General features: G+C 64.4%; 26 protein-coding genes and 1 other RNA gene. 10 read left to right on the top strand and 17 right to left on the bottom strand.

Going from position 1 to position 24,522, the window contains the following annotated elements; genetic code table 11:
* Positions 1–186: 186 nt before the first annotated feature.
* Positions 187–1,179 (bottom strand): adenosine kinase, encoded by a 993-nt coding sequence (locus tag ACRYLT_RS01785; protein WP_482662396.1) that lies wholly within the window; start codon positions 1,177–1,179, stop codon positions 187–189.
* Positions 1,180–1,283: 104 nt separating this feature from the next.
* Here ACRYLT_RS01785 and lnt point away from each other — a divergent pair, with 104 nt between their 5' ends.
* The 6 genes from lnt (at position 1,284) to ACRYLT_RS01755 (ending at position 7,427) form a co-directional block, all read left to right on the top strand.
* Positions 1,284–2,825 (top strand): apolipoprotein N-acyltransferase, encoded by a 1,542-nt coding sequence (gene lnt / locus ACRYLT_RS01780; RefSeq protein ID WP_482662395.1) that lies wholly within the window; start codon positions 1,284–1,286, stop codon positions 2,823–2,825.
* Between the two features lie 70 nt (positions 2,826–2,895).
* Complete coding sequence (gene metK, locus ACRYLT_RS01775; RefSeq protein WP_482662394.1) at positions 2,896–4,071, top strand: methionine adenosyltransferase; 1,176 nt, start codon at positions 2,896–2,898, stop codon at positions 4,069–4,071.
* 275 nt (positions 4,072–4,346) lie between these two features.
* Positions 4,347–4,835: a riboflavin kinase gene (locus tag ACRYLT_RS01770; RefSeq protein WP_482662393.1), complete on the top strand. Its 489-nt coding sequence runs from the start codon at positions 4,347–4,349 to the stop codon at positions 4,833–4,835.
* Positions 4,836–4,888: 53 nt separating this feature from the next.
* Positions 4,889–5,569 carry a tRNA (guanine(46)-N(7))-methyltransferase TrmB gene (gene trmB, locus ACRYLT_RS01765; RefSeq protein WP_482662392.1) on the top strand — a complete coding sequence of 227 codons (681 nt, stop codon included), beginning with the start codon at positions 4,889–4,891 and terminating at the stop codon, positions 5,567–5,569.
* A gap of 40 nt (positions 5,570–5,609) precedes the next feature.
* A complete protein-coding gene (locus tag ACRYLT_RS01760) occupies positions 5,610–6,272 on the top strand; it encodes a LytTR family DNA-binding domain-containing protein (protein ID WP_482662391.1) in 663 nt (220 codons plus the stop codon).
* Positions 6,273–6,344: 72 nt separating this feature from the next.
* Positions 6,345–7,427, top strand: coding sequence for a S15 peptidase family protein (locus ACRYLT_RS01755; protein ID WP_482662390.1), 1,083 nt, complete (start codon positions 6,345–6,347; stop codon positions 7,425–7,427).
* Here ACRYLT_RS01755 and ACRYLT_RS01750 read toward each other — a convergent pair.
* Positions 7,424–8,584, bottom strand: coding sequence for a PQQ-dependent sugar dehydrogenase (locus ACRYLT_RS01750; RefSeq protein WP_482662389.1), 1,161 nt, complete (start codon positions 8,582–8,584; stop codon positions 7,424–7,426). The genes ACRYLT_RS01755 and ACRYLT_RS01750 overlap by 4 nt on opposite strands.
* Before the next feature lie 110 nt (positions 8,585–8,694).
* Between ACRYLT_RS01750 and ACRYLT_RS01745 the strand changes: the two genes are divergently transcribed.
* On the top strand, positions 8,695–9,276 hold the full coding sequence (locus ACRYLT_RS01745) for a hypothetical protein (protein WP_482662388.1): 582 nt from the start codon (positions 8,695–8,697) through the stop codon (positions 9,274–9,276).
* Positions 9,277–9,314: 38 nt separating this feature from the next.
* On the opposite strand, the gene ACRYLT_RS01740 is transcribed toward ACRYLT_RS01745, so the two are convergent.
* Genes ACRYLT_RS01740 through ACRYLT_RS01720 form a run of 5 tightly spaced genes read right to left on the bottom strand, consistent with a single transcriptional unit; the run spans position 9,315 to position 14,100 of the window.
* Entirely contained in the window at positions 9,315–10,052 is a 738-nt protein-coding gene (locus ACRYLT_RS01740; protein ID WP_482662387.1) for a PepSY domain-containing protein, read from the bottom strand.
* 43 nt (positions 10,053–10,095) lie between these two features.
* Positions 10,096–10,434 carry a hypothetical protein gene (locus ACRYLT_RS01735; protein ID WP_482662386.1) on the bottom strand — a complete coding sequence of 113 codons (339 nt, stop codon included), beginning with the start codon at positions 10,432–10,434 and terminating at the stop codon, positions 10,096–10,098.
* A 26-nt stretch (positions 10,435–10,460) separates the two neighbouring features.
* Complete coding sequence (locus ACRYLT_RS01730; RefSeq protein WP_482662385.1) at positions 10,461–11,090, bottom strand: DUF2231 domain-containing protein; 630 nt, start codon at positions 11,088–11,090, stop codon at positions 10,461–10,463.
* On the bottom strand, positions 11,087–12,340 hold the full coding sequence (locus ACRYLT_RS01725) for a copper resistance protein B (RefSeq protein ID WP_482662384.1): 1,254 nt from the start codon (positions 12,338–12,340) through the stop codon (positions 11,087–11,089). Before ACRYLT_RS01725 ends, ACRYLT_RS01730 begins: the two co-directional genes overlap by 4 nt.
* Positions 12,337–14,100, bottom strand: coding sequence for a copper resistance system multicopper oxidase (locus ACRYLT_RS01720; protein WP_482662383.1), 1,764 nt, complete (start codon positions 14,098–14,100; stop codon positions 12,337–12,339). Before ACRYLT_RS01720 ends, ACRYLT_RS01725 begins: the two co-directional genes overlap by 4 nt.
* Before the next feature lie 321 nt (positions 14,101–14,421).
* Here ACRYLT_RS01720 and ACRYLT_RS01715 point away from each other — a divergent pair, with 321 nt between their 5' ends.
* Positions 14,422–14,817, top strand: coding sequence for a hypothetical protein (locus ACRYLT_RS01715; protein WP_482662382.1), 396 nt, complete (start codon positions 14,422–14,424; stop codon positions 14,815–14,817).
* On the opposite strand, the gene ACRYLT_RS01710 is transcribed toward ACRYLT_RS01715, so the two are convergent.
* A complete protein-coding gene (locus tag ACRYLT_RS01710; RefSeq protein ID WP_482662381.1) occupies positions 14,777–15,109 on the bottom strand; it encodes a hypothetical protein in 333 nt (110 codons plus the stop codon). The genes ACRYLT_RS01715 and ACRYLT_RS01710 overlap by 41 nt on opposite strands.
* A 52-nt stretch (positions 15,110–15,161) precedes the next feature.
* Between ACRYLT_RS01710 and ssrA the strand changes: the two genes are divergently transcribed.
* Positions 15,162–15,525, top strand: a transfer-messenger RNA (tmRNA) gene (ssrA, locus tag ACRYLT_RS01705).
* A gap of 152 nt (positions 15,526–15,677) precedes the next feature.
* A complete protein-coding gene (locus tag ACRYLT_RS01700) occupies positions 15,678–15,938 on the top strand; it encodes a hypothetical protein (protein ID WP_482662380.1) in 261 nt (86 codons plus the stop codon).
* Positions 15,939–15,980: 42 nt separating this feature from the next.
* Here the strand turns inward: ACRYLT_RS01700 and ACRYLT_RS01695 are convergent, their stop codons facing one another.
* The 9 genes from ACRYLT_RS01695 to ACRYLT_RS01655 all read right to left on the bottom strand — a co-directional run bounded on the left by ACRYLT_RS01695 (position 15,981) and on the right by ACRYLT_RS01655 (position 24,494).
* On the bottom strand, positions 15,981–16,358 hold the full coding sequence (locus ACRYLT_RS01695; protein WP_482662379.1) for a response regulator: 378 nt from the start codon (positions 16,356–16,358) through the stop codon (positions 15,981–15,983).
* Positions 16,351–18,477, bottom strand: coding sequence for a PAS domain-containing sensor histidine kinase (locus ACRYLT_RS01690; protein WP_482662378.1), 2,127 nt, complete (start codon positions 18,475–18,477; stop codon positions 16,351–16,353). Before ACRYLT_RS01690 ends, ACRYLT_RS01695 begins: the two co-directional genes overlap by 8 nt.
* Positions 18,478–18,803: 326 nt before the next feature.
* On the bottom strand, positions 18,804–21,176 hold the full coding sequence (pnp, locus tag ACRYLT_RS01685) for a polyribonucleotide nucleotidyltransferase (protein WP_482662377.1): 2,373 nt from the start codon (positions 21,174–21,176) through the stop codon (positions 18,804–18,806).
* 182 nt (positions 21,177–21,358) lie between these two features.
* Complete coding sequence (rpsO, locus tag ACRYLT_RS01680; RefSeq protein ID WP_482662376.1) at positions 21,359–21,628, bottom strand: 30S ribosomal protein S15; 270 nt, start codon at positions 21,626–21,628, stop codon at positions 21,359–21,361.
* Positions 21,629–21,645: 17 nt separating this feature from the next.
* Entirely contained in the window at positions 21,646–22,542 is an 897-nt protein-coding gene (truB, locus tag ACRYLT_RS01675; protein WP_482662375.1) for a tRNA pseudouridine(55) synthase TruB, read from the bottom strand.
* 3 nt (positions 22,543–22,545) lie between these two features.
* Complete coding sequence (locus ACRYLT_RS01670; protein WP_482662374.1) at positions 22,546–23,157, bottom strand: thymidine kinase; 612 nt, start codon at positions 23,155–23,157, stop codon at positions 22,546–22,548.
* Positions 23,158–23,168: 11 nt separating this feature from the next.
* Complete coding sequence (locus ACRYLT_RS01665; protein ID WP_482662373.1) at positions 23,169–23,702, bottom strand: GNAT family N-acetyltransferase; 534 nt, start codon at positions 23,700–23,702, stop codon at positions 23,169–23,171.
* Complete coding sequence (gene rbfA / locus ACRYLT_RS01660; RefSeq protein ID WP_482662372.1) at positions 23,699–24,100, bottom strand: 30S ribosome-binding factor RbfA; 402 nt, start codon at positions 24,098–24,100, stop codon at positions 23,699–23,701. Before rbfA ends, ACRYLT_RS01665 begins: the two co-directional genes overlap by 4 nt.
* Positions 24,090–24,494: a PaaI family thioesterase gene (locus ACRYLT_RS01655; protein WP_482662371.1), complete on the bottom strand. Its 405-nt coding sequence runs from the start codon at positions 24,492–24,494 to the stop codon at positions 24,090–24,092. The genes rbfA and ACRYLT_RS01655 overlap by 11 nt, the downstream gene beginning before the upstream one ends.
* Positions 24,495–24,522 lie beyond the last annotated feature (28 nt).

Raw genomic sequence — 24,522 nt, 5'->3', positions numbered from 1 at the left:
GGGCAGCCGGCGCGTTGTCGCTCGATGTCTACTCAGCCACCACCCGAACTGCCGCCCCAGCCTGCTCCGCCCGGACAGCCCGATCTGTCGCCGCCGGAAATCAGTCCGCCGGGGCCCGACATCGATGTGCCGGCGCCTGCGCCCGACACACCGCCCGCCCCGCCGCCGGCGACTCCCAGCGCCTGATCAGGCGAGCCGTTCGGCGATCAGGACCTTGAGGTCCTGTTCGGGACGGGCACCATAATGGGAGATCACCTCGGCGGCCGCGATCGCGCCGATCCGGAGCGACTGCTCAAGGTCTCGACCCTGCGCCTGGCCGGCGAGGAAGCCGGCCGCGAAAAGGTCGCCGGCTCCGGTCGTGTCGACGACTTCCGCCGGCTCGGCCGCGACCTGCGCCCGCTGTCCCCTTGAAACCGCGACGGCCCCTTTCTCGCCGCGAGTCACGACCAAGGTTTCCACCTTGTCCTGAACCGCCTTCACGGCAGTTTCGAAATGGGGAACTCCGGCGAGCGCCTGGATCTCGGCTTCGTTGGCAAACAGGATGTCGATGCGCCCGCCATCGATCAGGGCATTGAAGCCCTCGCGGTGGCGTTCGATGCAGAAGGTGTCCGAAAGCGTGAAGGCCACCTTTCGTCCCGCCGTGCGCGCAATCTCGATCGCTCGGATCATCGCATAGCGAGGCGTTTCCGGGTCCCACAGATAGCCCTCCAGATAGAGGATGGCGGACTCGCGGATCTGCTGTTCGTCGAGGGCGTCGACCGGCAGATGCTGGGCGGCACCAAGGAAGGTGTTCATGGTCCGGTGCCCGTCCGGAGTGACCAGGATCATCGAGCGCGCCGTCGGCACTCCAAAATCCGCCGGCGCCGTGCTGAACTCGACCCCCGTGGCGCGAAGATCGTGGGCATAGAATTCGCCGAGCTGGTCGGGGGCCACCTGCCCGACGAACGCCGCCCGCGCCCCGAGCGCCGCCACACCCGCCGCAGTGTTTCCGGCCGAGCCGCCGCTCAGCTCACGAGCCGGCCCCATATGACCATAGAGTCGCACCGCCTCGTCAGCGTCGATGAGCCGCATGGAGCCTTTGGTCAGCCCCTCGCGCTCGAGGAAGGCGTCATCCGTGTCGGCGATCACGTCCACGATCGCATTGCCGATGCAAAGCACGTCGAGGCGGGGCTGGGTCATGTAAGGCTCCGGTTGCGGGAAAGCGAAGCCGTTAGCCGCGCCGCGCCGAAGGGGTCAACCGCGGCCGTTGACGCTGTAAGGACCCGTCCCCATAGCCGGCTTGAATGAAGTTCCTGGCCTATTCCTTTTTCGCCGGTCTGGTCAGCGCCCTCGGGTTCCAACCCGTAGGCCTGTGGCCGCTCACCTTGCTCGCCTTCGCCGTCCTTCTGGATCTGGTTTCGAGGGCGCCCTCGCGGCGCTCCGCATTGGCGCGGGGATGGTGGTTCGGTCTCGGCCAATTCGCGCTCGGACTCAACTGGATCGCCACCGCCTTCACCTACCAGTCGGCCATGCCGGCCTGGCTCGGCTGGGTGGCGGTCGTGCTCCTGTCGCTCTATCTGTCGGTCTTCCCGGCGGCGGCCTCGGGTCTTGCGTGGCGGCTGGGCCGGCACAAGCCGCTCCTGTTGGTCCTTGTCTTCGCCGCCGCCTGGATCGTCACCGAATGGCTCCGGGCAAGGCTGTTCACCGGCTTCGCCTGGAATCCGGCTGGAGTGGCGTTGCTCCCCACGACCTTCTCCTATCTCGCTCGCTGGATCGGAACCTACGGGCTTTCGGGTGTCACAATGCTGCTCGCGGGCGCGGCTTTCCTGATCCTCAGAAGATCGGCAGTTCAGGGCGCCGCCCTTCTGACCGGCCTGGCCGCGGCGGCGCTGCTCGCCTGGGTCGCAGCCGCGCCTCTGCCAAAGCCGTCCGGGCCGCAGGTTCGGATCGTCCAGCCGAATATCAGTCAGGCCGACAAGTGGCGGCCGGGCTTCCATGAGGAAGCCCTGCGGCGGCTGGGAGCGCTCTCCCGCTGGAGTGGCGGCGGACCGAGGCTGCTGATCTGGCCGGAGGCGGCGGTTACGGAGCCGCTGGAGGATGAGCGCCGTCATCCGCGAGCGAAGCGCGCCGCAGCGCTGACTCGGGCGGAAGTTCGCAGCCTGCTTCGCCCCGACGACCTGCTCCTGACCGGCGGGATAACTATCCAGTCCGATGACGGCCGTCGCGCTTCGGCGGCCACCAACAGCGTCTTCGCGATCGATGGTCGCGGCCGGATTCTCGCTCGCTACGACAAGGCCCATCTCGTTCCCTATGGCGAATATCTGCCGATGCGGCCGCTGCTCTCGGCTTTTGGCCTGTCGAGGCTCGCCCCCGGCGATCTCGATTTTAAGCCAGGGCCGGGGCCGCAGACGCTACACCTGCCACAAGTGGGCCGGATCGGTTTCCAGCTGTGTTATGAGATTATCTTCTCCGGTCAGGTAGTGGAGGAAGGCGACCGGCCGGACTTCCTGTTCAACCCGTCGAACGACGCCTGGTTCGGCGCCTGGGGGCCACCCCAGCATCTCGCCCAGGCGCGGCTCAGGGCGCTGGAAGAGGGCGTGCCGATCCTTCGAGCGACCCCGACCGGGATTTCGGCAGTGATCGATGCCGATGGACGTATTCTCGAGGCTGTTGGGCTGGGAGTCGCGGGAACGATAGATGCCGCCTTGCCGCCGCCACGGGCTCCGACCGTGTTCGCTCGCTTCGGCAATCTGCTGCCGCTCGGCTTCGCGCTGTTTCTGGCCGTGGCTGCGCTCGCTCTGGGTCGCCGGTCACAAGGCATTGCGAAGCCGACCGAAGAGCGCTAGGGGCGGGGCAGATATAAGGATATCTTTATATCCGCAAATCCACTTACGAGCGTAGAAGGCCCCTAACTCGATGCGCAGCAACTACATCTTCACGTCCGAATCCGTTTCCGAAGGCCATCCGGACAAGGTCGCCGACCAGATTTCCGATGCCGTGGTCGATCTCTTCATCGGTCGCGATCCGGAGGCCCGGGTCGCCTGCGAGACCTTGGTCACCACGAATCGGATCGTGCTGGCCGGCGAGGTTCGCTGCCGCGAAGAAGTGACCCCGACCATCGCCGAGATCGAGACCGCCGCTCGTGAAACCGTGAAGCGCATCGGCTACGAACAGCATGGCTTTCATTGGCAATATGCGGATTTCGCCTGCCATCTGCACGGCCAGTCTGCCGATATTGCCCAGGGCGTCGACGAATCCGGCAACAAGGACGAAGGCGCTGGCGATCAGGGGATCATGTTCGGCTATGCCTGCGACGAAACCCCGGATCTGATGCCTGCGACGATCCACTATTCGCATCGGATCCTCGAGAAGCTGGCCGAGCATCGCCATTCCGGCGACGCCGACTTCCTGGAGCCGGACAGCAAGAGCCAGGTGACTCTCGCTTACGAGAACGGCAAGCCGGTTCGTGCCGTCAAGCTGGTCGTGTCGACCCAGCATGCCAAGGGCTACGACCAGGCGAAGCTTCGCGACTATGTGAAAGGCGTCTTTTCCGAGGTGCTCCCGTCCGGGTGGATGCCGAATGACGACGATGCCATCTTCGTCAACCCGACCGGGCTGTTCGAGATTGGCGGTCCTGATGGCGATGCCGGCCTGACGGGGCGCAAGATCATCGTCGATACCTATGGCGGTGCCGCGCCCCATGGCGGCGGCGCGTTCAGCGGCAAGGACCCGACGAAGGTCGATCGCTCGGCCGCCTATGTGTCGCGCTATCTGGCGAAGAATGTCGTCGCTGCGGGCCTGGCGCGGCGCTGCACGATCCAGCTTTCCTACGCGATCGGAGTCGCCGAGCCGCTGTCGCTTTATGTGGACCTGCACGGAACCGAGACGAACGGCACTACCGCTGCCCGGCTCGAGGAGGTGCTTCCGCAGCTGGTACGGCTGACCCCCAAGGGGATCAGGACCCATCTCGGCCTCAACAGGGCGATCTATGTGCCGACCGCGGCCTATGGCCATTTCGGCCGGAAGGCGGACGGGGACCTGTTCACCTGGGAGAAGACCGACCTCGTCGATGCCCTGAAGCAGGCCGTCTGACCCGGCCAAGCCGGGGCCTCCCCACAGTTCGTCGGGCCTGAAGTCCCTCAAAGATGAGTCGGGCCGGGCGGCCAGAATTCGATCTGTCGGCGTCGCCGAAAAGAGGGTCAGGTTACTGGCCGGCAGGCCAGTAACGAGGCCGCCTTGCCTGTGCTCTGCCGATCATGGCGAAATGGTCGAAAAGAATTACATCGCCCTGGTCACTCGGATCGACGAAATCAGCCCCTCCGTCACAGACGATCTGAACTCTGCCGGCTTGGCCGCGTTGAGTGCGCATGACTCGCGAAGAGGAGATCAGAATCGCCATCGAGGCGGGGATGGTCACCAAAGCTGCAGTCCTCATGGGCCATCCATTCACGATCATCGGCGAGGTCGTTCATCACAAGGGAAGGGGACACAGAATCGGAGTCCCCACCGCGAACATTCGGCTGGATCACGAGCCGATTATCCCGAAAATGGGCGTCTATTATGCCATGGTGCGTTTGCCCGATGGGCGATGGCTGTCGGCACTCGCAAACATTGGTGACCGGCCGACCTTCGGCGGCGAGGATCTCTGGCTTGCAGTTCACATCTTCGACTTCGACGAGCCCCTCTGGGGTCAAAGGATCCGGGTCGACTTCCTGGCCTGGATCCGGAGCGAGGAGATGTTCGACAGCGCCGAGGAGATGGTCCAGCAGATCAGGCGGGACATCGAGGCGGCGCTGAAACTCGAGCGGGAATCGGCCGATCGACGCTGGCTAAGCCGAAAAGGCGGGGTGTCCTGATCCGACATTCGTCCTGGCTTGGCTGAATGGAGTTTTGCGGCGATAGCGCCCCGATGGGTGATCCGACGACGCTTCGAAGGCTTTATGGCCGTTCAAAAGGCCGGCCGCTTCGGCAGGCGCAGGCCAGTTTGGTGGAGCAGTTGCTGCCGGCGGTTTCGGTGCCCGAGGAGGGCCCGATCGATTCCCAGCGCCTGTTTGGAGACCAGCGGCCGCTCCATTTCGAGATCGGCTTTGGCGGCGGCGAGCATCTTGCCTGGCGCGCCGATCTCCTGCCCGACCATGGCTTCATCGGTGCCGAGCCGTTCCTCAACGGCGTGGTTGGAGCGCTGGCGCACATCCGCGACAAGCGCTTGGGCAACGTCCGACTCCATATGGGCGATGCCCTGGAGGTGCTCGAGCGGCTTCCCGACGCTTCGCTCCGCTTCATCTATCTCCTTCATCCCGATCCCTGGCCCAAGGCGCGACATGCCAAGCGCCGGATGGTCAACCACGGTCCGCTCGACCTGATCGCGGCCAAGCTCCAGCCAGGCGGCGAGTTTCGACTCGGCACCGACGATCCCGTCTATTGCCGATGGTCGATGATGGTCATGAACCAGCGCCGCGATTTCGAATGGCTGGCGGAGAGTGCCGAGGATTTCCTCTCGCGCCCCGGCGGGTGGCCGGAGACTCGCTACGAGGCCAAGGCGCGGCGGCAGGGCCACGAGGTCTGGTATTTCCGCTACCGGCGGATCTGACCCGCTACCCGCGCCTGCTTCGATGGGTTAGAAATATGCGATGCTTGCTTCGCTGACCCGACCGCTGCCCGCTTCACGGTTATTGCTAGTTGTCGTCGCAGCCTGTGGTTTCATCGCGAGCTACTGCCTGGCTTATTCGGCACTTGCTGGACGGCCCGAGCCGGTGGGGCAGGCGCTGGCCTGGGCATTCGTCAATGTGGTTCCCTGGCTCCTCGCCTTCGAAGCAGGCAAGCGTGCGGAGAGTATCGGCGGAAGCCTGACCGCGCTCGCCGCCGCCTTTGCGATTTCGCTGCTGCTCGGCGCATTGCTTAGCGGCACCGAAGTCTCTGCCTTCGAGGCGCTGAGGCGGCTTCCGGGCTTGATCGGAGCTGCAGCGTTGCTTTGGCTCGCCGGGCTTGCGAAGCAGCGGCAACGGGATCGCAAGTTCGAACGGGTCGAGCTGCCGCTGGCGCCGGAGCAGATCGAATGGATCAGAGCCGCCGGCAATTACGTCGAAATCAGGGGCTGCGGCCGCACTTTGATCCATCGCGCCTCGTTGGGCGCTGCCGAGCGCGAGCTGCTCCGCTACGGCTTCATTCGGATTCACCGGTCCACTCTCGTCCGGCGCGACCGCATCGCACGCGTGCGATCGGCCGATGTGGTGCTTCACGACGGCACCAGTTTGAAGACGGGCAAGCGCTACCGATCGGTCTTGGACGGCTGATTCTCGTCCCTTCGTCCCATCCTGCTCCCTCTGCCTCGATTATGCCGGTTAGCAGGTCGCGGGAGGTACCAAATGCGCTTCACCCTTCTACTGATTTCATCCCTACTGCTGCCCGTGGCGACTGCCGCAAGCGTCCGGACGACCGGCGATCTGCCTCGGCGCGATAACCGTCCTCTTCATGACATCGAGGGGCTGGAGACGGAATATGGCGTGGTTCGCACCAGTGAGGGTGTACGGCTGCGAACCATCATAACGCGACCCGAGCGGTCGTCGTCGAAGCTACCGGCGATTTTCCTTGCCCAGGCGGTGTCCTGCGGCTCGCTGGACATCCCGCCGGAGCGGCCTTCGATCTTGCTGGAGCTGGCGAAGCGATCCGAGATGGTGTTCATACGTGTCGAGCGTTCCGGAAGCGGCGATAGCGAAGGCGTTCCTTGCAGCGAACTCGACTACGAAACCGAGGTTCGCCACTACCGTGAGGCGCTGGATCAGCTTCGGAATCATCCCTGGATCGATCCGCAGCGGATCGTCCTCTATGGCAGCAGCCTCGGATCGACGACCGCGCCGTTGATCGCTCAGGGCTTCGACGTTGCAGGTATCTTCGTCCAGGGCGGCGGTGCCGAGACCTATCTCGAGCGAATGATCAGTTTCGACCGGCTCTTTCTCGAGCGTTCGGGAAGCTACCGCCCTGAGCAGATCCACGCCGAGATGCTTCGCCGGATTCCATTCCATTATGATTATCTCGTCCGTGGCCGGACTCCGCGGCAGATCGAGGAAGAGCGACCCGAACTGCGCGGAGTATGGGACTCGATCCGTGGCGCCGAGCCGGAGAGGCATTATGGGCGCCCCTTCGCCTGGCATCAGCAGGCGGCACGAAGGAACTTCCTCCAGGCCTGGACCCGAATCGAGGCACCGGTGCTGGTGATCTACGCAGAATATGACCAGTTCGAAATGCGGGAAGGGCACAAGCTGATCGCGGATACGGTCAATCGACTGCGTCCTGGCACGGCCACCTTTGTCGATTTAGCAGGTGTTGACCATAGCCTGGTCAGCTATGCGAATGCCGAGGCTGCCTATCGCGAGGAAGGCGGCGAACGGCGGCCCGACCTGTTCCTTCAGCCGGTGCTCGCTTGGCTTCGACAGGTGGTCGCGCGCTAGCGCGCCGGAGTCAGCCTGAGCAGCCTTCCGCCGGAACCGTTGCGCTCGTCCTCGAGCAGATAGATCGATCCGTCGGGGTGCTGCTCGACCTCCCGAATGCGCTGACCCATGGGGAAGCGTTCAGTCTCCCGGGCGGTGCTGCCGTCGATCTCTACTCTGACAAGGGCCTGGCCTGACAAAGCGCCGATCAGGGCGCTGCCCCGCCATTGCGGGAACATCGACCCGGTATAGAAGATCATGCTCGAGGGCGAAATGACCGGAGTCCAGGTGATTTCAGGTGCATTGAACTCCGGGCGGGTATCGTGGTCCGGGATGGAGCGGCCATCATAATGGTCGCCGTTCGAGACGACCGGGTAGCCGTAGTTCGAGCCGCGCTCGATCAGGTTGAATTCGTCACCGCCTGCCGGACCCATTTCAGCCTCCCACAGCCGACCGTCGGGAGCGAAGGCGATCCCGAGCGGGTTGCGATGGCCAAGGCTCCAGATCTGAGCGGCGACTCCGCTGCGGTCTGCGAAAGGATTGTCCGCCGGAACGGTGCCGTCGGGGTTGAGCCGGAGGATCTTCCCCAGATTGGAGTTCATGTCCTGCGCCGGGGTGAATTCCTGGCGATCGCCGGAACTGATGAAAAGGTGACGTCCGTCCGGCGAGAAAGCGAGCCGATGTGCGTAGTGACCGCGGCCACCCATCTTCGGCACCTGGCGCCAGATCACCTGCAGCCCTTCCAACCGGGGCGAGCCTTCGACGACCAGGCGGGCGCGCCCGACGGCTGCGCCGCGGACATTTCCTTCTCCTGCCTCGGCCCAGCTGAGATAGACGATGCCGTTGCGATCGAAATCCGGATCAAGGATGACGTCGCCCATTCCCCCCTGGCCGCCATGGTCGACCCGAGGAACGCCCTGAACCGGCACGGCCTCACTCCCCCGGGTCCATAGCAGCAAGCGTCCGGACCTTTCGGTGATCAGGGCCTGCTGTCCGCCCGGAAGGAACGTCATCGCCCAGGGCTCGTCGAACTGGGCGATTTCCTCGATCTGGAACGGCTGGCCGGAGGTTTCCGACTGAACCTGCCCGGAAGAGGCATTGCTGGCGTCCGGAGCGTCGCTGGCGGTACAACCGGCGAGGATGACCAAGGGAACCAGGATCTGACGGACGACAGGCATCGAGTGGATCTCCTTGCTTGGGCTCATGGCGCAAATGAGCGGCCGCGCGCCTGTCGTCAACCGGAGGTGGTCAGGTTGCCGGACCCCCGGACCGGGACTAAGGCGGTTGGATGAAGCCGCCGTCGCTCTGGATCATCGCCTGCAGCCTCGCCGGTTGCACCACGACGTCCGGTTCGGGCAGCCCGCAGGATCAGTTCTTCGCGCGACTGAGTGCGCTATGCGGCCGAGCCTATGAGGGGCGGCTGGTCACCGACGGCGCGGCGGACCGGGACCTTCGCGACAGCCGCCTCGTCATGCACGTTCGCACCTGCACGAACGATGAGATCCGGATCCCTTTTCACGTCGGCGAGAACCGCTCGCGCACCTGGGTGATCACCCGGAACGCGGCCGGGCTGACCTTGAAGCACGATCACCGCCATGAAGACGGCAGCCTCGACACTCTCACCCAATATGGAGGGACGACGGTTGCGCCGGGTTCTCCGGAGCGACAGGAGTTTCCCGCCGACCCTTTTTCACGGGCGCTGTTCGAACGCGAGAACCTTGCGCAATCGGCTGCGAACGTCTGGGCGGTTGAAGTGAAGCCGGGGGAGCTCTTTGCCTATGAGCTGAGGCGCCCCAATCGCCATGTCCGCGTGGCGTTCGATCTTTCGCGGCCGATTCCGGCACCGCCTCCGCCGTGGGGCAGTCGCTGAAGGCGTCAGGGCCGTACCCTATGCCTGTGCAGCCCGCTTCATGCGGGAGCCTTCTCCCGCCGCGCGGCACGGCGACGTTTCCAGGCATTGTAGCCGAGCCGGCTCGGAAGCAGGACGATTCCGCTCACGATCACGATCAGCCCGAGAGCCGTGGCGATGATCAGAAGCGGCGTGTTGAAATCCTCATGGTTCTTGAAGTCCATGATGTGGAGCGACCAGAGGAAGTCGAACGCCCGCCAAAGGGTCGAGCGGCGCGCCGTCACAAGGCCGGTGTCGGCGGCGATGTAGATCGAGCGGTTGGCCCCGTCGTCGAACCGCACCCGCCATGCCGGCAGGGCTCCACGATATTCCGTTGACTCCTCGGTCACCCTTTCAACGCTGGCCGCGCGCTGATCGCCGGCATGGTCCGCCTCCGCAATCTGCACCGCCAGAGCCGCCGGCAATGGCGAGAGCTGACGCCCGGAGGCGAGATCGTACAAGCGAGGGCGAGTTTCGCCGCCGCTCACCATCGCGACGTGACGGCCGAGCATGGTACGCAGCTCGATCTTTTCTCCGGATTGTGCGCCCGACGCGGCAAGCCGGCGCAGCCCTTCGCCGGCTTCATCGAGCCGAAGCGGCATCGGTTGCGCCTCGGCGATCATATGTTCGCTCCGAACCCGCTCGATCGGAGCCACCGCGAAGAACAGTCCACTGACGAACCAGAAGAGGATCTGGATTGCCATCAGCAGGGCGAGCCACTTGTGGACCTTTCCCGCCATCCGAGCCGCCACCGACATTCAGATCCTCCCACCCCGGATTACAGAGACGCAGCCATGGCCTCTAATGAGACATGTTGTTCATGTCGTGGCCTGCGTGCGGGTCGGCGGGTTCCTCCGTAGCGGTCGGTCCGCTGGGGGCCGGCGAATCCACCTCGGTCCGGCTTGGAGCGACTGGCGGTGACGCTTCCTTCCGGCCGGCGGGAGCATCCCGATCGGTTGCTGGAGGATCGGCGGCCTCGATCGGGTCGGCGGCATTGGCGGCCTCGTCGAGGAGACTGGTCCCGTTCACGACCTCGATCGCAACACCGTTGGCTTCGACGAAGTTGCCATCCTCGCCGGCCGAACAGGCCGCAAGCGCCAGCGCCGCTGCCGCGGTGACGATCGGGTTCGACGATTTCATTCTCTTTCTCCTGCTCGGCGGTCTGCTCAGAACGCCAAATGCGCAATTCCGTGAGTCAATGCGGCTCCCAGCCAGCCCTGAACGAGCAGCAGAACGGTGATCCCGGCCAAAGCCAAAACCATCGCGCCGCTCGAAGCGGAGTCCCGCCGTCTCCAGGCCCAGCAGGCGACGGCTATGCCGACGACGGCGAGGGTGGTTCCTATCCAGCGATGCCACATATGGACCCAGTCCGGATCGGAAAGCGTGAACCCGCCGGTGAACCAGCCGAGGAGAGCGGCAAGAGCGCTCGACGCTCCGGCGACGATGATGAACGCGCGGATGAGTTCGACACTTTCTCCCCGACGCCGTGCCAGGATGAGTGCGGCGAGAGCGACCGGAAACAAGGCGATGGGAAAATGGACCGCGAAGGGATGAACCCGGCCGAGCCAGTTCACGAGCCGCTGCACGAATGACCGGGAGCGAGGTTCCTCGCCGGCTTCGACATCTTCTTCGATCCGCTCGCCCGACGCGCCTTCGCCGGATGCGGGTATTGGCATGTTCGGAGCGGACTGGGAGGCGCTCGCCCGTTCGCGCTGGTGATTTTCATGGGCATCCGCCGGCCAGGTCAGTGCGAGCGCCGCTACCAGCCAGCCGACAAGGAGGAGCGACCGGATCAAAACGACGTCCGGATACCGGTCACGAAGCTCCAGCCGCCCGCCTCCTCACCGGCAGCTCGGCGGAACTCGGCCGTGTCGCCAAGGGCGCGCTCATACTGGACCCCGACATAGGGCGCGATCACGGCGGGCCCCGATCCCGGAAAGAATTCGTATCGAAGCCGAACCCCGAGCTCGGCCGTCGAAAGGCCGGCGCCGACGCCGATTTCCGGAATGTCCTGCAAGGAGAAATCCAGCTCGGTTCGGGGCTGCAGGATGAGGTGCTGGGTGAATCGGAGATCATATTCCGCTTCGAACCGGCCTGTGACTTCGCCCTCATGCGAGAGAAAGAGTGCGCCATCGACTTCGAACCAATAGGGGGCAAGTCCCTGAAGACCGAGCACCAGATGGGTGCGCTGGGCGTCGTCGGGCCGGAAATCCTGCCTGATGCCGAGCTGAAGATCGAACCAGGGATCGATGGCCCGACTCCAGAGCAACTGTGCTTCGGCGCTTTCGAGGGGCCCGCCCAGCTCTCCCTCCCCCTCGGTCTTGATCCACACCTTGTCGATGTCGCCGCCGTACCAGAACTCACCATCCCAGGCGTAGCTTTCCCGATCTTCGCCGATCCCGATCTCCAGTCGGTCGATCAGCAACTTGTAGGCCGGAAGACCGCCATGCTCCCGGAGCATTTCGGCCCGAGAGCGGGCGCCTTCGCGAGCTCCGTAGACCGGATCCTGCGCATGCTCGGGGCCGCTGAACGCCTCCGGAGGCGGGGGAGAAGCCGGGGGAAGCGAGGCCGGCTGATGCCCCGAATGCGGATCGGCCCCCGCGGCGGAGGACCGGCCTGGCATCTCATGGCCGGCATGGGGGTCGGTCTGCTCTGTCGGCTGCTGCGCCGGCGGTTCATGACCGGCGTGCGGTTGCCGGTCGGGCGAGACACCCTCCTGATGCGTCAGGGGATGGCGGGCATGAGGATCGGATAACGGTTGCCCCGGGACAGGCGTCGGCATCGAGTGGCCGGCGTGGGGGTCGGTCGCCTGCCCGCCCTCCGCCCTGCAATGGCCCATCGCGGCATGTTCCGGTGGACAGGCGGGGGCAGGGGGAGCGGCTGCCGGCGGCGTCGCTGGGGCCATCGTGCAATGCCCCATGGCGGCATGCTCCGGCGTGCAAGTGGTCGGCCCCTGCGGGGGCGAGGTCGCCCCATGCCCGCGATGCTGAGCGAGTGAGGGAGCCGCGGCGGTCGATATCAACAGCCCCAGGACGATCCGCTTCATGCCGCTTCTCCGTCCATCGGGCGAACCTTGACCACCCGCATCATGCCGGCATGCATGTGGTAGAGAAGATGGCAGTGAAAGGCCCAGTCGCCCGGCGCGTCGGCGGTGAGATCGAGGTCGACATAGCCGCCTGGAAGCACCCTCACCGTGTGCTTGAGCGGCTGGTGCGATCCGTGGCCGTTCACGATCTCCCAGAAATGGCCGTGAATGTGCATCGGGTGGGTCATCATCGTGTCGTTGACCAGGCGCATCCGAACGCGTTCGTTGCGCGCAAAGCGGTACGGCTCGGGGTTCTCGCTGAGCTGCTGGCCATCCATCGACCACATGAACCGCTCCATATTGCCGGTCAGATGAATCTCGATGAAGCGGGTGGGCGGACGCTGATCCCTTCTCGGCTCGAGCGACACGAGATCCCTGTAGGTCAGCACCCGATGCCCGACATTGTCGAGCCCGATGCCTGGGTCTCCGACACGATCGACCGGATTGGGTGCAATCATGTCGACTCCGACCCCGACGGGGAAATCGACCTTGGACTCATCGCGCATGTCCATGCTCGAATGATCCATTCCGCCCGTCATGCTGGAGTGCGAGGCTCCAGGTCCATGATCCATGCTGCCATGATCCATATTGCCATGGTCCATGCCGCCCATGCCCATGTCCCGCATGTTGAGGGTCGGCCGCTCGCGTAGGGGTGGAACGGCCGCAACCAATCCGAGGCGGGGTGCGAGGGTGGCGCGAGCCATTGCCGATCGGTCGATGCTCTCGGCGGCGATCGTATAGGCTTGATCGCCCGGCTGGACGACGAGGTCGTAGGTTTCGGCATTGCCGATCTGGAACTCGTCAATTTCGACCGGGCGCACGTCGATTCCGTCGGTTGCAACGACCGTCATCGGCAGGCCCGGAATTCGGAAATTGAAAGTCGTCTGAGCGGCCGCATTGATCACCCGCAGGCGCACGCGCTCGCCCGGCCGAAACAGTCCGGTCCAGTTCTCGTCGGGGCTGTGGCCGTTGATCAGCAGAGTGTAGGCCGCCTCCGTCACGTCGGAAATGTCGGCCGGATCCATTCGCATCCGGGCGAACATCTGCCGGTCCTGCTGGCTGAGCGAGTCGCTGCGCTGACCGAACAAGGTTTCCCGCCGGCGATTGAAGAAGCCGCCTTCCTGCTTCAGGCGCGAGAAGATCGTGTGCGGGTGGAGGAAGCTCCAGTCGCTGAGAACGATCACATGTTCGCGATCATAGGACACCGGATCCGCTCCGGCGGGATCGATGATCATCGGTCCGTAATGGCCCATCTGTTCCTGAAGGCCCGAATGGCTGTGATACCAGTAGGTCCCGCTTTGCCGGATCGGGAACTCGTAAGTGAAGGTGGAGCGTGCCCGGATCCCCGGGAAGCTGATTCCCGGAACGCCGTCCATCTGGAAGGGGACGATCAGTCCATGCCAGTGGATCGACGTATCCTCGTCAAGCTGGTTTTCGACGACCAGCCGGACATTCTGACCCTCGCGCAGCCGGATGAGCGGTGCCGGAATAGTGCCGTTGATGGTGATGGCATGACCGGTTCGCCCGTCCACGGCGAACATGCCCTCGGCGATACGGAGATGAATTTCGTCGCCCGTGAGCGTTGGTCCGAGCTTGGTGACGAGGCCGTGCGATCCGGTCTGCGCCCAGGCGGGAAACAGGTTGTGGAGGCTCGGAGTCGCGACCGCGGCCGCCGCCCCGCCGATGAATAGTCGACGATTGATCTTCGCAGGTGAGCTCACTGGCCGTTACTCCTGGATATGGTAGAGCCAGGCTGGGGAAGGTCCACAGAGGACCTCTGCCGCAGCAGCGATCTGGCTGACATCCCCTTGTCTTTTCTGAAAATGCTTGCCGATGCGGCAGCTGTGCGCAACCTGTCCGGGTGCGGCCCGCTTGACGCCTGGATTGGCCCTCGAACCAACTCGGCTCTCCGTGGAGCCGCGACTGGAAGGCAAGTCTCAGGGGACAGTCGGAAGGGCGGCAGCTTCGCCGCCGCCCTCCTTCACAGTCCTTTAGCTGGAGCGACCGCTGCTCTGGCCGCTCTGTCCCGAGCGCTGTTCACCATGCTCTTCGCAGCATTGGGGTCGCTGGCCGTTCTGCCCTTCCTCACAGCAATCCATCCGGCCGTTGCCGTTGCGGTCTGCGCAGCACCCGCGGTCATGCTGACCGTGCTGACCGTGCTGACCGTGCTGACCGTGTTGACCGTGCTGACCGTGGCCCTGACCATGCTGGGCGTGATCCTGTCCGTGCTGCTGGTGCTGCCCGTGTCCCTGGCCATGCTGCTGGTGCTGGCCGTGACCCTGGTGCTGCGAGGCCGGTGCTGTTTGAGCAACAGCGGGCGAAGCGATCGCCAATGCGATCGCGGTCGTGATGATCTTCATTTCGATTCTCCTTGGATGTCGGTTGAGTTCCAGATCGTCAGGAGAATCGGGGAGGTGGAGGATCGGCTTCGGGGTTGAGACCGATGAAAGCGGCGATCGGCCGGCCTTCGGGCGCGGCGGCCGCGAATGCCGTTGGGCGCAGCGCTGGAGCATCGGTCGCGGCCATGGCGGCGCAGGCGACCATGCAATCGATCGACTTGTCGGGCCGATCCGGCTCGGGCGCCGGCATTTCGCTGCAATGGCCGGCCATGTTCGCTGCGCCAGCGGCGTGGTGGCTGCCGGTCATCGTTTCGGCTGCCGCCATTCGGCCGAAGGGCGCGCAGATCAACGCCAGAAGGGCCAGCAAAGGTAGGAGACGGCGAAAGCTCACTGAGCCTATTTAGGGGAGGGCGCGGTCTTGCGCAATCGGCGAGGAGCCTGGCCGACTTCACATCGGGAGCGGCCTCCCTATATAGGGAAGTGCCGGCTTCGGCCGGCTATGGCGATAAACTGCGGCGTTCAATAGGCGCAGCGGACCCGGGGGCAGTACCCGGCGGCTCCACCACCTGGACCGAGCGCCGTCACGGCAACGCGACGGAGGCGGATCAGATGATGGGGCCGAACCAGGATCGACGTGTGCTGAAAAGCGCTGTTTTCGCCCGGAATGGGACCACCGCAACGGCCCATCACACAAGTGCCAACGATAACGAGGCGCTCGCGATTGCTGCGTAACCTGGTCCTCTAAGGCCTAGGTTACATCAGACAAAAGCGCGGTTCGGGCCGCACCGGGCAACAGAAGCGGATTCCAGCGGCCGCCAGGGGGGCCGGGCAACAGAACCCCCTGGACTTCCACCGATCTGATCGATGTCGAGGCGATCCTCGGATCCTCGCGGCCGATACGAGCTCTGCAAACCCAATCCTCTTTTCAGCGCAGCCCCACCTGCCGTAAGGACGTGCCCATGCGCGCGCCGTTCATCGCCCTTGTCCTCGGACTGGTCCTCCTTCCGGCCTGCACCGAAGAGCCTGAGCCGGTCGCCAATCGTTTCGAACGCCAGAAGGCGGAGATCGAAAACAAGGCGCGCGAGCTGGAGAGCCAGGTCGAAAACGAGGTGAGCGCTTTGGAAGCCAGGCTCGAGAACGAGGCTGACCTGCTGCTCAACGCCGTGGCCGGCAACGAGTCGGAAGCGAACCAAAGCGATCCGGGTAACGGCACGCGCTGATTGCTGATCGCAGGTTGATTTGACCGGGCCCGCAGTCGAGCCTTATGAAGCTCGGGCGAGAGCGGCCGAGAGAGCTTGTTGAAGATCCGAGATCCTGAACGGCTTGGCCAGGACAGGACGATCCCGAAACTCTTCCGGCAGACCAGAATCGCCATAGCCCGTGCTGAACACGAACGGGACACCAAGCTCGCTCAACGTCCTGGCGAGGTCAAACGAGGGCTGGCCGTCGAGGTTGACGTCCAGAACCGCAAGGTCGAGCGCCGTGGACCGGGTCGCTTCATAGGCTCGGGAAAGGTGCGCTGCCGAGGCCACGACCTCGAATCCCAGCTCTTCGAGCATGTCCTCGATCAACAGGGCGACGCCACCTTCATCCTCAACAAGCAGCACCCGAAGCGCCGGCGCCTTCTCGGCCTCACCCATGGGGCGAAAGCAATTTAATCGGCAGCAGGAGTGTGCACTGGACCCCGTCCGGATCGAAGCGCAGGTCGAGCTTGCCATCGAGATCCCGTTGCACGCAACGTTCGATGAGGCGAGTTCCAAAGCCCCGCCGGGTCGGAGGGTTCACTTCGGGCCCGCCGGTTTCGATCCATTCCAGCTTGAGCGTGGCATTCGGCTCCGGGCTCACCTCGCAGGAAACCGTCAACGCACCCGACGAGGTGCTCAGCGCGCCATATTTGGCGGCGTTCGTTGCCAATTCGCTCAGGATCATCGTCAACGAAAGCGCTGCGCGCGGGTTGAGGTCGAGGGAGCAGCTTTCGATCTGAAGTCGGGCTCGATCGTTGCTGTAGGGAGCGATGATGTCGTGGAGCAGAGTTGCGAGCGGTGCATCGATCCAGCTTCGCTTCGTCAGCAGATCGTGCGCCTGGGCGAGCGCCATCACCCGACCTTCGAACTTGGCTGCGAAATCCTTGAGGTCGGCCGCATGCTTGACCGTCTGGACGGCGAGCGACTGGACGGTCGCCAACGTATTCTTCACCCGGTGATTGAGTTCGCCGATCAGCACTTTCTGGCGAGCTTCGGCCTCCTTGCGCTCGGTAATGTCCACCAGCATGTTGACCGCGCCCACCAGGCGTCCGTCATGGTCGCGGAGCGGAGTGGGGTAGGGGATAACGAAGACGCGGCTTCCGTCCGGCCTTTCCAGGATGGCTTCCGCTCCGCGAACGGGCGCGTTCTGCTGCAATGTCAGAGCCATGAAGCAATCTTCGTGCGCCAGTAGCGAGCCATCGGCATTGCGCAGTTTCCAGGAGATGCAATATCGGTCGCTCCCAAGCACCGGCACCCTTCCTGCCAGATCCACGGCGGCCTGGTTGTAGAAGGTCACCCTGCCTTCGGCATCGGTCGTGTAGACCGCCGCAGGAAGAGCTTCCAGAAGTTCGCGAAGGCGCCGTTCGTTCGACCGGATCGCCTCCTGCATCCGATTGCGCTCGGACACGTCCTGCATCACCCGGACGCCATATCTGAAGCGCCCTTCCTGATCGCGAACGGAGGAACTCGACACTTCCAGATGGACGACCGATCCGTCCGGCTTCAACGCTCGCTTCACGATGGAATAGCTCGCGAGCTCCCCTCGAACCTGCCGTTCATATTTGTCGCCCTCGTCCGCACGATCTTCCGGATGAGTGATTTCCAGCAAGCTCGTGTGAAGGAGTTCGTCGCGCGAGCGCCCGAGGATCGCGCAGAAGGCATCATTGACTCGTGCGTAGCGGCCATTCGTGTCGACTTCGGCAATCCCAACGGTGGCCGCTTGATAAGTGGCGGCCAGTCGCTCGTCGCTCTCGCGGCGAGCCTCCTCCGCTTCCCTCAGCCCCGTGACATCCATGGTGAAGCAGCGGGTGTTCACGAACTCGCCATGTTCGAACCGGCTGTTCGACGTGATCAGGACGTGGCGAATCGACCCGTCCTTCGCCCGGAGCCGGGCCGGATAGCGCTCGAGCTGCTTTCCGCATGACAGTCGATGGAGAATGTCATCAATAACCACCGAATCGGCGTGGATCTCCGAAATATGCCGTCCGACATATTCTTCGGCCGAATAGCCCAGCATGTCGAGCTCAGCGCGATTGGCGCGCAATATGATTCCATCGCCGCCGACGATGTGGAGCCCAACTGCGCTATTCTCGAAGAAGTCCTCAAGATCCATGTTCTTGCGGAGGATCTCTTCCTCGAGCGCCTTGCGGTCGCTAATGTCCTGGAAACAATTGATCGCGCCCTGGATCTTGCCCTCATGGTCACGCAGCGCCCGGATGTTCACCAGCACCGTGACTCTTTGTCCGTCGGGCCGCTCCATCACGACTTCGGCGTTGCGGGTATCCTTGCCCGTACGAACGGCATCCGCCATCGGACAGGTTTCGTGCGGCAGCCGTGTTCCGTCGACGAGATACAGCCGATGCGAACCGCAGAACCGCTCCTTGTGCGGCTCGAGTGGCGGCTCTCGCCCCCACAGGGCGGCCGCCTCGGAGTTGTAGCGGACGAGCCAGCCTTCAGCGTCACACAGGTAGACGGCACCGGGAATGGCTTCCAGCGCGCTCGGGGCCGCAGCCACCAGGGCCTCATACTCGCTGAGCGGGTGGGGGTGAGTCGGTAAGGCTTGAACTGTGGACATGGGCCGGCCTCGCGAAGATGAGCCACTGTCGTGCTGGATGGGCCTAGCTAACATATTGGAGACGCACTGTCGCCCCGCTGTCGACATGGGCGGGTTGTTGCACCAACCCGTTCGGCATCTCCTCGCCACCGCCGCTTGCGGAGGCGCTCAGCGCTCCGACGATGACCGGTTCCTTTCCAGTTGTGACTTCAGTTGTCCGGGCCAACAAAAAAGGCCCCGCATCGCTGCGGGGCCTTTCCTGTTTCAGCTGGGCCGAAGCCTTCGCGTCAATCGTCGTCGCGGGTCAGGAAGGCGGGCGCGAATTCGGGCTCGGGGCCCTCGTCGCCGCCGCTCTCCCGGCGCGGGCTCCGGTCACCGCGGTCCTCGCCGCGTTCGCTCCGGTCGCCGCGACCTTCGCCATCACGGCGGGGGCCCCGATCCCGACCGCCGCGGCCGCGGTCGCGGCCGCCGCGATCACCGCCACGGCCTTCACCGTCGCGGCGCGGGCCACGTTCGCCCCGTTCGCCGCGCTCGCGCGGTTCACGCGGAGGACGGGTGTCCTCCAGTTCGGCGCCGGTCTCCTGGTCGACGACCCGCATCGACAGGCGGACCTTGCCGCGCGGGTCGATTTCGAGGACCTTGACCTTCACTTCCTGGCCCTCGGAGACGACGTCGGTGGGCTTTTCGACCCGCTCGTTCTTCATCTCCGACACGTGGACCAGGCCGTCGCGGCCGCCCATGAAGTTCACGAACGCGCCGAAATCGACGATATTGACCACCTTGCCGGTATAGATCTTGCCGACCTCCGGCTCCTCGACGATCCCGGCGATCCACTGGCGCGCCGCCTCGATCTGGGAAAGATCGGACGAGCTGATCTTGATCACGCCCTCGTCGTCGATGTCGACCTTGGCGCCGGTCTGAGCGACGATCTCGCGGATCACCTTGCCTCCGGTGCCGATCACGTCCCGGATCTTCTCCTTGGGGATCGTCATCGTCTCGATCCTCGGCGCGTGCGCCGAAAGCTCGGTACGGACTTCGCCCAGGGCCTTGGCCATCTCGCCGAGGATGTGGGCCCGGCCTTCCTTCGCCTGAGCCAAAGCGGTCCGCATGATCTCTTCGGTGATCCCGGCGATCTTGATGTCCATCTGAAGGGCAGTGATGCCCTCGGACGTGCCGGCCACCTTGAAGTCCATGTCGCCGAGATGGTCCTCGTCTCCAAGGATGTCGCTGATCACCGCGAAATCATTGCCTTCGAGGATCAGCCCCATGGCGATGCCCGCGACCGGCCGCTTGAGCGGAACGCCGGCGTCCATGAGGCTGAGCGAGGCGCCGCACACCGTCGCCATCGACGAGGAGCCGTTGCTCTCCGTGATGTCGGACAGGACCCGGATCGTGTAGGGAAACTCCTCGTGGCTGGGCAGCATCGGGTGGATCGCCCGCCAGGCCAGCTTGCCGTGTCCGACTTCGCGCCGCCCCGGAGGGCCGAAGCGGCCCACTTCACCGACCGAATAAGGCGGGAAGTTGTAGTGGAGCATGAAGCGCTCGTAAGAGAGGCCGGTGAGCCCGTCGATCATCTGCTCGGCGTCCTTGGTGCCGAGCGTGGTGGTGACGATCGCCTGGGTCTCGCCGCGCGTGAAGAGCGCGGAACCGTGGGCACGCGGCAGGAAACCGACGATTGCCTCGATCGGGCGAACCGTCTTCGTGTCGCGACCGTCGATCCGGCGGCCTTCCTTGAGGATGGCGGTACGGACGATCTCCGCTTCGAGCTTCTTGCCGAGCTTGGTCGCCTTCAACTTGGTCGACGGGTCGGCATCCTCATAGGCTTCCTTGAGCGGAGTCTTGGCGGCGGCGAGAGCGGCGACCCGCTCGGCCTTGCCGACGATCTTGTAGGCCTGCTCGAGGCCGGTTCCGGCGAGTTCACGAAGCTTCCCGAGAATCTCTCCGCCGGTCGTGTCCTCCGGAAGCTCCCAGGGCTCCTTGGCGGCCTGCTCGGCGAGACGGATGATCGCGTCGACCACCTTCTGGCTTTCGCGATGGGCAAACATGACGGCGCCGAGCATGACCTCTTCCGAAAGCTCCTTGGCTTCGGATTCGACCATCAGCACGGCATCGCGAGTGCCGGCGACGACGAGATCGAGCTCGCCTTCCTTGAGCTGATCGAGGCTGGGGTTCAGCTGATATTCGCCATCGGCATAGCCGACCCGCGCCGCACCGATCGGACCCATGAAGGGCACGCCGGACAGGGTAAGAGCCGCAGAGGCGGCGATCATCGCGACGATGTCCGGCTCGTTCTCGCCGTCATAGGACAGCACCTGGGCGATCACGAGGACTTCATTGTAGAAGCCTTCGGGGAAGAGCGGCCTGATCGGACGGTCGATGAGCCGGCTGGTCAGCGTCTCCTTTTCGGTGGCGCCGCGCTCGCGCTTGAAGAAGCCGCCCGGGATCCGCCCGGCGGACGAGAATTTTTCCTGGTAGTGAACGGTGAGCGGGAAGAAGTCCTGCCCTTCCTTTACCGATTTTGCCGCAGTGACGGCGCAAAGGACGACGGTTTCGCCCAGGGTGGCCAGAACGGCGCCGTCGGCTTGACGGGCAACGCGGCCGGTTTCGAGGGAGAGCGTCTTGCCGCCCCACTCGATTTCAACTTTCTTGATGTCGAACATTCCAGTTTCCTTCACTCCGGGCGCCCTATGCGCCTCGGGGCCTATGCAGATCCCATGGAAGCAGACTTCCATGACGATCTCGAGCAGGCATTTGCCCGCCTTTCGGGTCCGAATGACCCATCCGCCTCCGCCGAATTGCGGAGGGCGAATATGAGAAACGGCCCCGCGAGGGGCCGTTTCGGTTACTTGCGAAGGCCGAGCTTCGCGATCAGTGCGGCGTAGCGCTCTTCATCCTTCCTGCGGAGATAGTCGAGGAGGGAGCGGCGCTTGTTGACGAGCATCAGAAGGCCGCGCCGGGAGTGATTGTCCTTCGCGTGGGTCTTGAAATGCTCGGTAAGATTGTTGATCCGTTCGGTGAGGATTGCGACCTGCACCTCCGGCGAACCGGTATCGCCCGAATTGCGGGCATTGTCGTTGATCAGTTCCTGCTTGCGCTCAGCGGTCACCGACATCGTCCATTCCTTTCAAACTAGAGGTTGAAGCCGCGCACCACCCGGAGTGTTCCCCCGGCTTCGGCCTCCACAAGCGCGACCGGAACAGAGCGGTCGATCGCAAGATGTAGGCCCGGCTTTGCGGCGGTCCCGATCGCCTTCTGCCCCTGGCGGAGCAGTCTTGCCTGATCGGGTGTGACGGGAAGAGCCGGGATGTCGTCCAGCCCTGCCGCCAGCGGCAAGAGTGCCTGTTCAAGGCCGCGCGATGTAGCGAGTTCGGCCAATTTGTCCAGTGAAATCGCCTGCTCCAGCGCAAACGGGCCGGCCTTCAGTCGCCTCAACATGGTGACGTGCCCGACGCTATCAAGGGCTCGGGCGATGTCGCGGGCGAGGGACCGAATGTAGGTCCCCTTGGAGACGTGGGCGCAAAGGGTCGCGTGCAAGAGTCCGTCCTTCCGCCAGCTGCCGCGATAGTCGAGCGCGTGGATCGTCACTTGCCGCGGGTCGTGCAACACCTCGGCGCCTGACCGGGCAAGATCGTAGGATCTTTTCCCATCAACCTTCAGCGCAGAGTAAGCGGGTGGCGTTTGAAGGATCGGGCCTAGAAACCCAACCAGCACGTCCTTCACATCGGCATCGTCGACAAGCTTGTCGGAGGTGGCGACGACCTCCCCTTCCGAATCCAGGGTGTCCGTCTCTTCACCGAACCGGATGGTGAATTCGTACATCTTGTCGCTGTCGAGCATTCGCCCGGCGAGCTTCGTCGCCTCGCCAAGGGCGACCGGAAGCACGCCGCTCGCGAGCGGGTCGAGCGTTCCGCCATGGCCGACCTTCACCTTCGGGTAGCCGCCGTCGCGAAGCGCACGCTTGACCGCCGAGACGACCTGGGTCGAGCCCGGCCCCACCGGCTTGTCGATGATCAGCCAGCCATGCATCTTTCAGGCGATGCCGAGCCGCAGCTGACGCTCCCCGGCCTCCTTCAGTCGAGCCATGAAGTGGCGCCGGCACAAGGCGATATAGCGATCGTTGCCTCCGATTTCGGTCTGGGCGCCGGCGCGCACCGCCCGCCCTTCCTCGTCGACGCGCAGGTTCATCGTCGCCTTGCGGCCGCACTCGCAGATCGCCTTCAATTCGACCAGGGTGTCGGCGAGCGCCAGCAGCGCTCCGCTTCCCTCAAAGAGGTTGCCCTGGAAGTCGGTCCTGAGGCCGTAGGCGAGCACCGGTATGTCCAGCTCGTCGCAAACGCCGGCGAGTTGCAGCACCTGGGCGCGGGACAGGAACTGCGCCTCGTCGACGAGAATGCAGTGGACCGGCCTTTTCTTCAGCTCGTCCTCGATGGCGGTGCGGATGTCGGTGTCGGCCTGGAAGGTATTGGCGCCGGCCTCCAGCCCGATCCTCGAGCCGATCAGGCCAGTGCCCAGCCGGTCGTCATGCGCGGCGGTGAAGAGCATCGTCTGCATGCCGCGCTCGCGATAATTGAAATCAGCCTGGAGCAAGGTCGTCGACTTGCCGGCATTCATCGACGCATAATAGAAATAGAGCTTGGCCATCGCCATCGACTCTAGCGGGGCGGCCATTCGTCCGCGAGGATCGAAAACAGAACCGTGTCCCGGACATGGCCGGTCCAGGTGATCCGATCGGCGCGGATCACTCCCTCACGCACCGCACCGAGCTTCGCCATGGCCGCCTGCGAGCGGCCGTTGCGGCTGTCGACCCGGAACTCGACACGGCGGAAGCCGCAGCCGAAGGCGCGCTTCAGCATCAGGTCCTTCACTCGTCGGTTGAAGCCGGTGCCGCGCAGCCGGGGTACATAATAAGTGTTGCCGATCTCCAGCACGCCGCGAGCCGCGTCGATTCCGATATAGGCGCTCACCCCGACCAGCGCGTCGCCGGAGAAGATGGCGAACGGGACCCAGTCGGGCCGGCCGATCAAGGTGTCGAAGCTTCCGTCGAAATGGTCCGGATCGTAGGAGGAAGCGTAGATTGGCCAGATCTCCAGATCCTCGGCGCAGGCGGCCTTGAGAGCGTCCCGATGCTCCTCGCGCAGCGGAACGAGGCTGACTTCGCCTTCCTCCATCCGATCGGCGAGGTTCAAGCCTCCTCGTCCCCTTCGAGGTCCTGGGCGACCTTGGGATCGCGAAGCAGGCGATCGATTCGACTGCCTTCGTCGAAGCTTTCGTCGGGGAGGAACTTCAGGTCGGCGGCATATTTGGTGTTCACTCGGCGCGCGACCTCGCCCTTGAGGTAGCGAACGTTGCGCTTGAGGGCCTGGAGCACCTCGGCCTCGTCCGAGCCGAGCAGTGGCTTCACGAAAATCGTGGCGTGCCTGAGGTCCGGCGACATTCGGACCTCTGTGACCGAAACGCTGTGGCTCGCCAGGATTTCATCGTGCACGTCCCCGCGCATCAGGATCTCGGACAAGGCATGTCGCACCTGCTCGCCGACGCGGAGCAGGCGAACCGAGCGCCCCTCGGGAGTCTCGTTACGGCGCACTGGCGGGCACTCCTGCCATTTCGCCCTTCATCGCCCGAGCGGAAAAGGTCCCACGAGCCACCAGATCGCCGGCTTCGTCGAACAGCTCGGCTTCTGTGAAGGCGATCGTCTTGCCGAGATTGACGACGCGGCCCTTGCCGACGAAGCGGCCCGGTCGCGCCGGCTTGATGAAGGCGATGTTGAAATCGATCGTCGGCGCATAGACCCGGCCGTCGGTCATCGCGAAAAGCGCCGGTCCCTGAGTATCGTCGAGCATGGCCGCAAGGAAACCGCCCTGAACGGTTCCGGCCGGATTGAGAAAGCGTTCGTCGGCCGTGAATCCAATTTCGATGGTTCCTGCCCGCGTATCGACGGCGCGCAGGGTCCAGCCGAGCAGCTTGGAAGCTGAGGGCATCGGAAAACGATCGAATACGGAAGGCGAG

The sequence above is a fragment of the Sphingosinicella sp. SM1-17 genome (assembly GCF_056821765.1).
The sequence above is the reverse complement of the archived record's forward strand: the minus strand, read 5'-3'. Positions and strand labels throughout refer to the sequence as shown.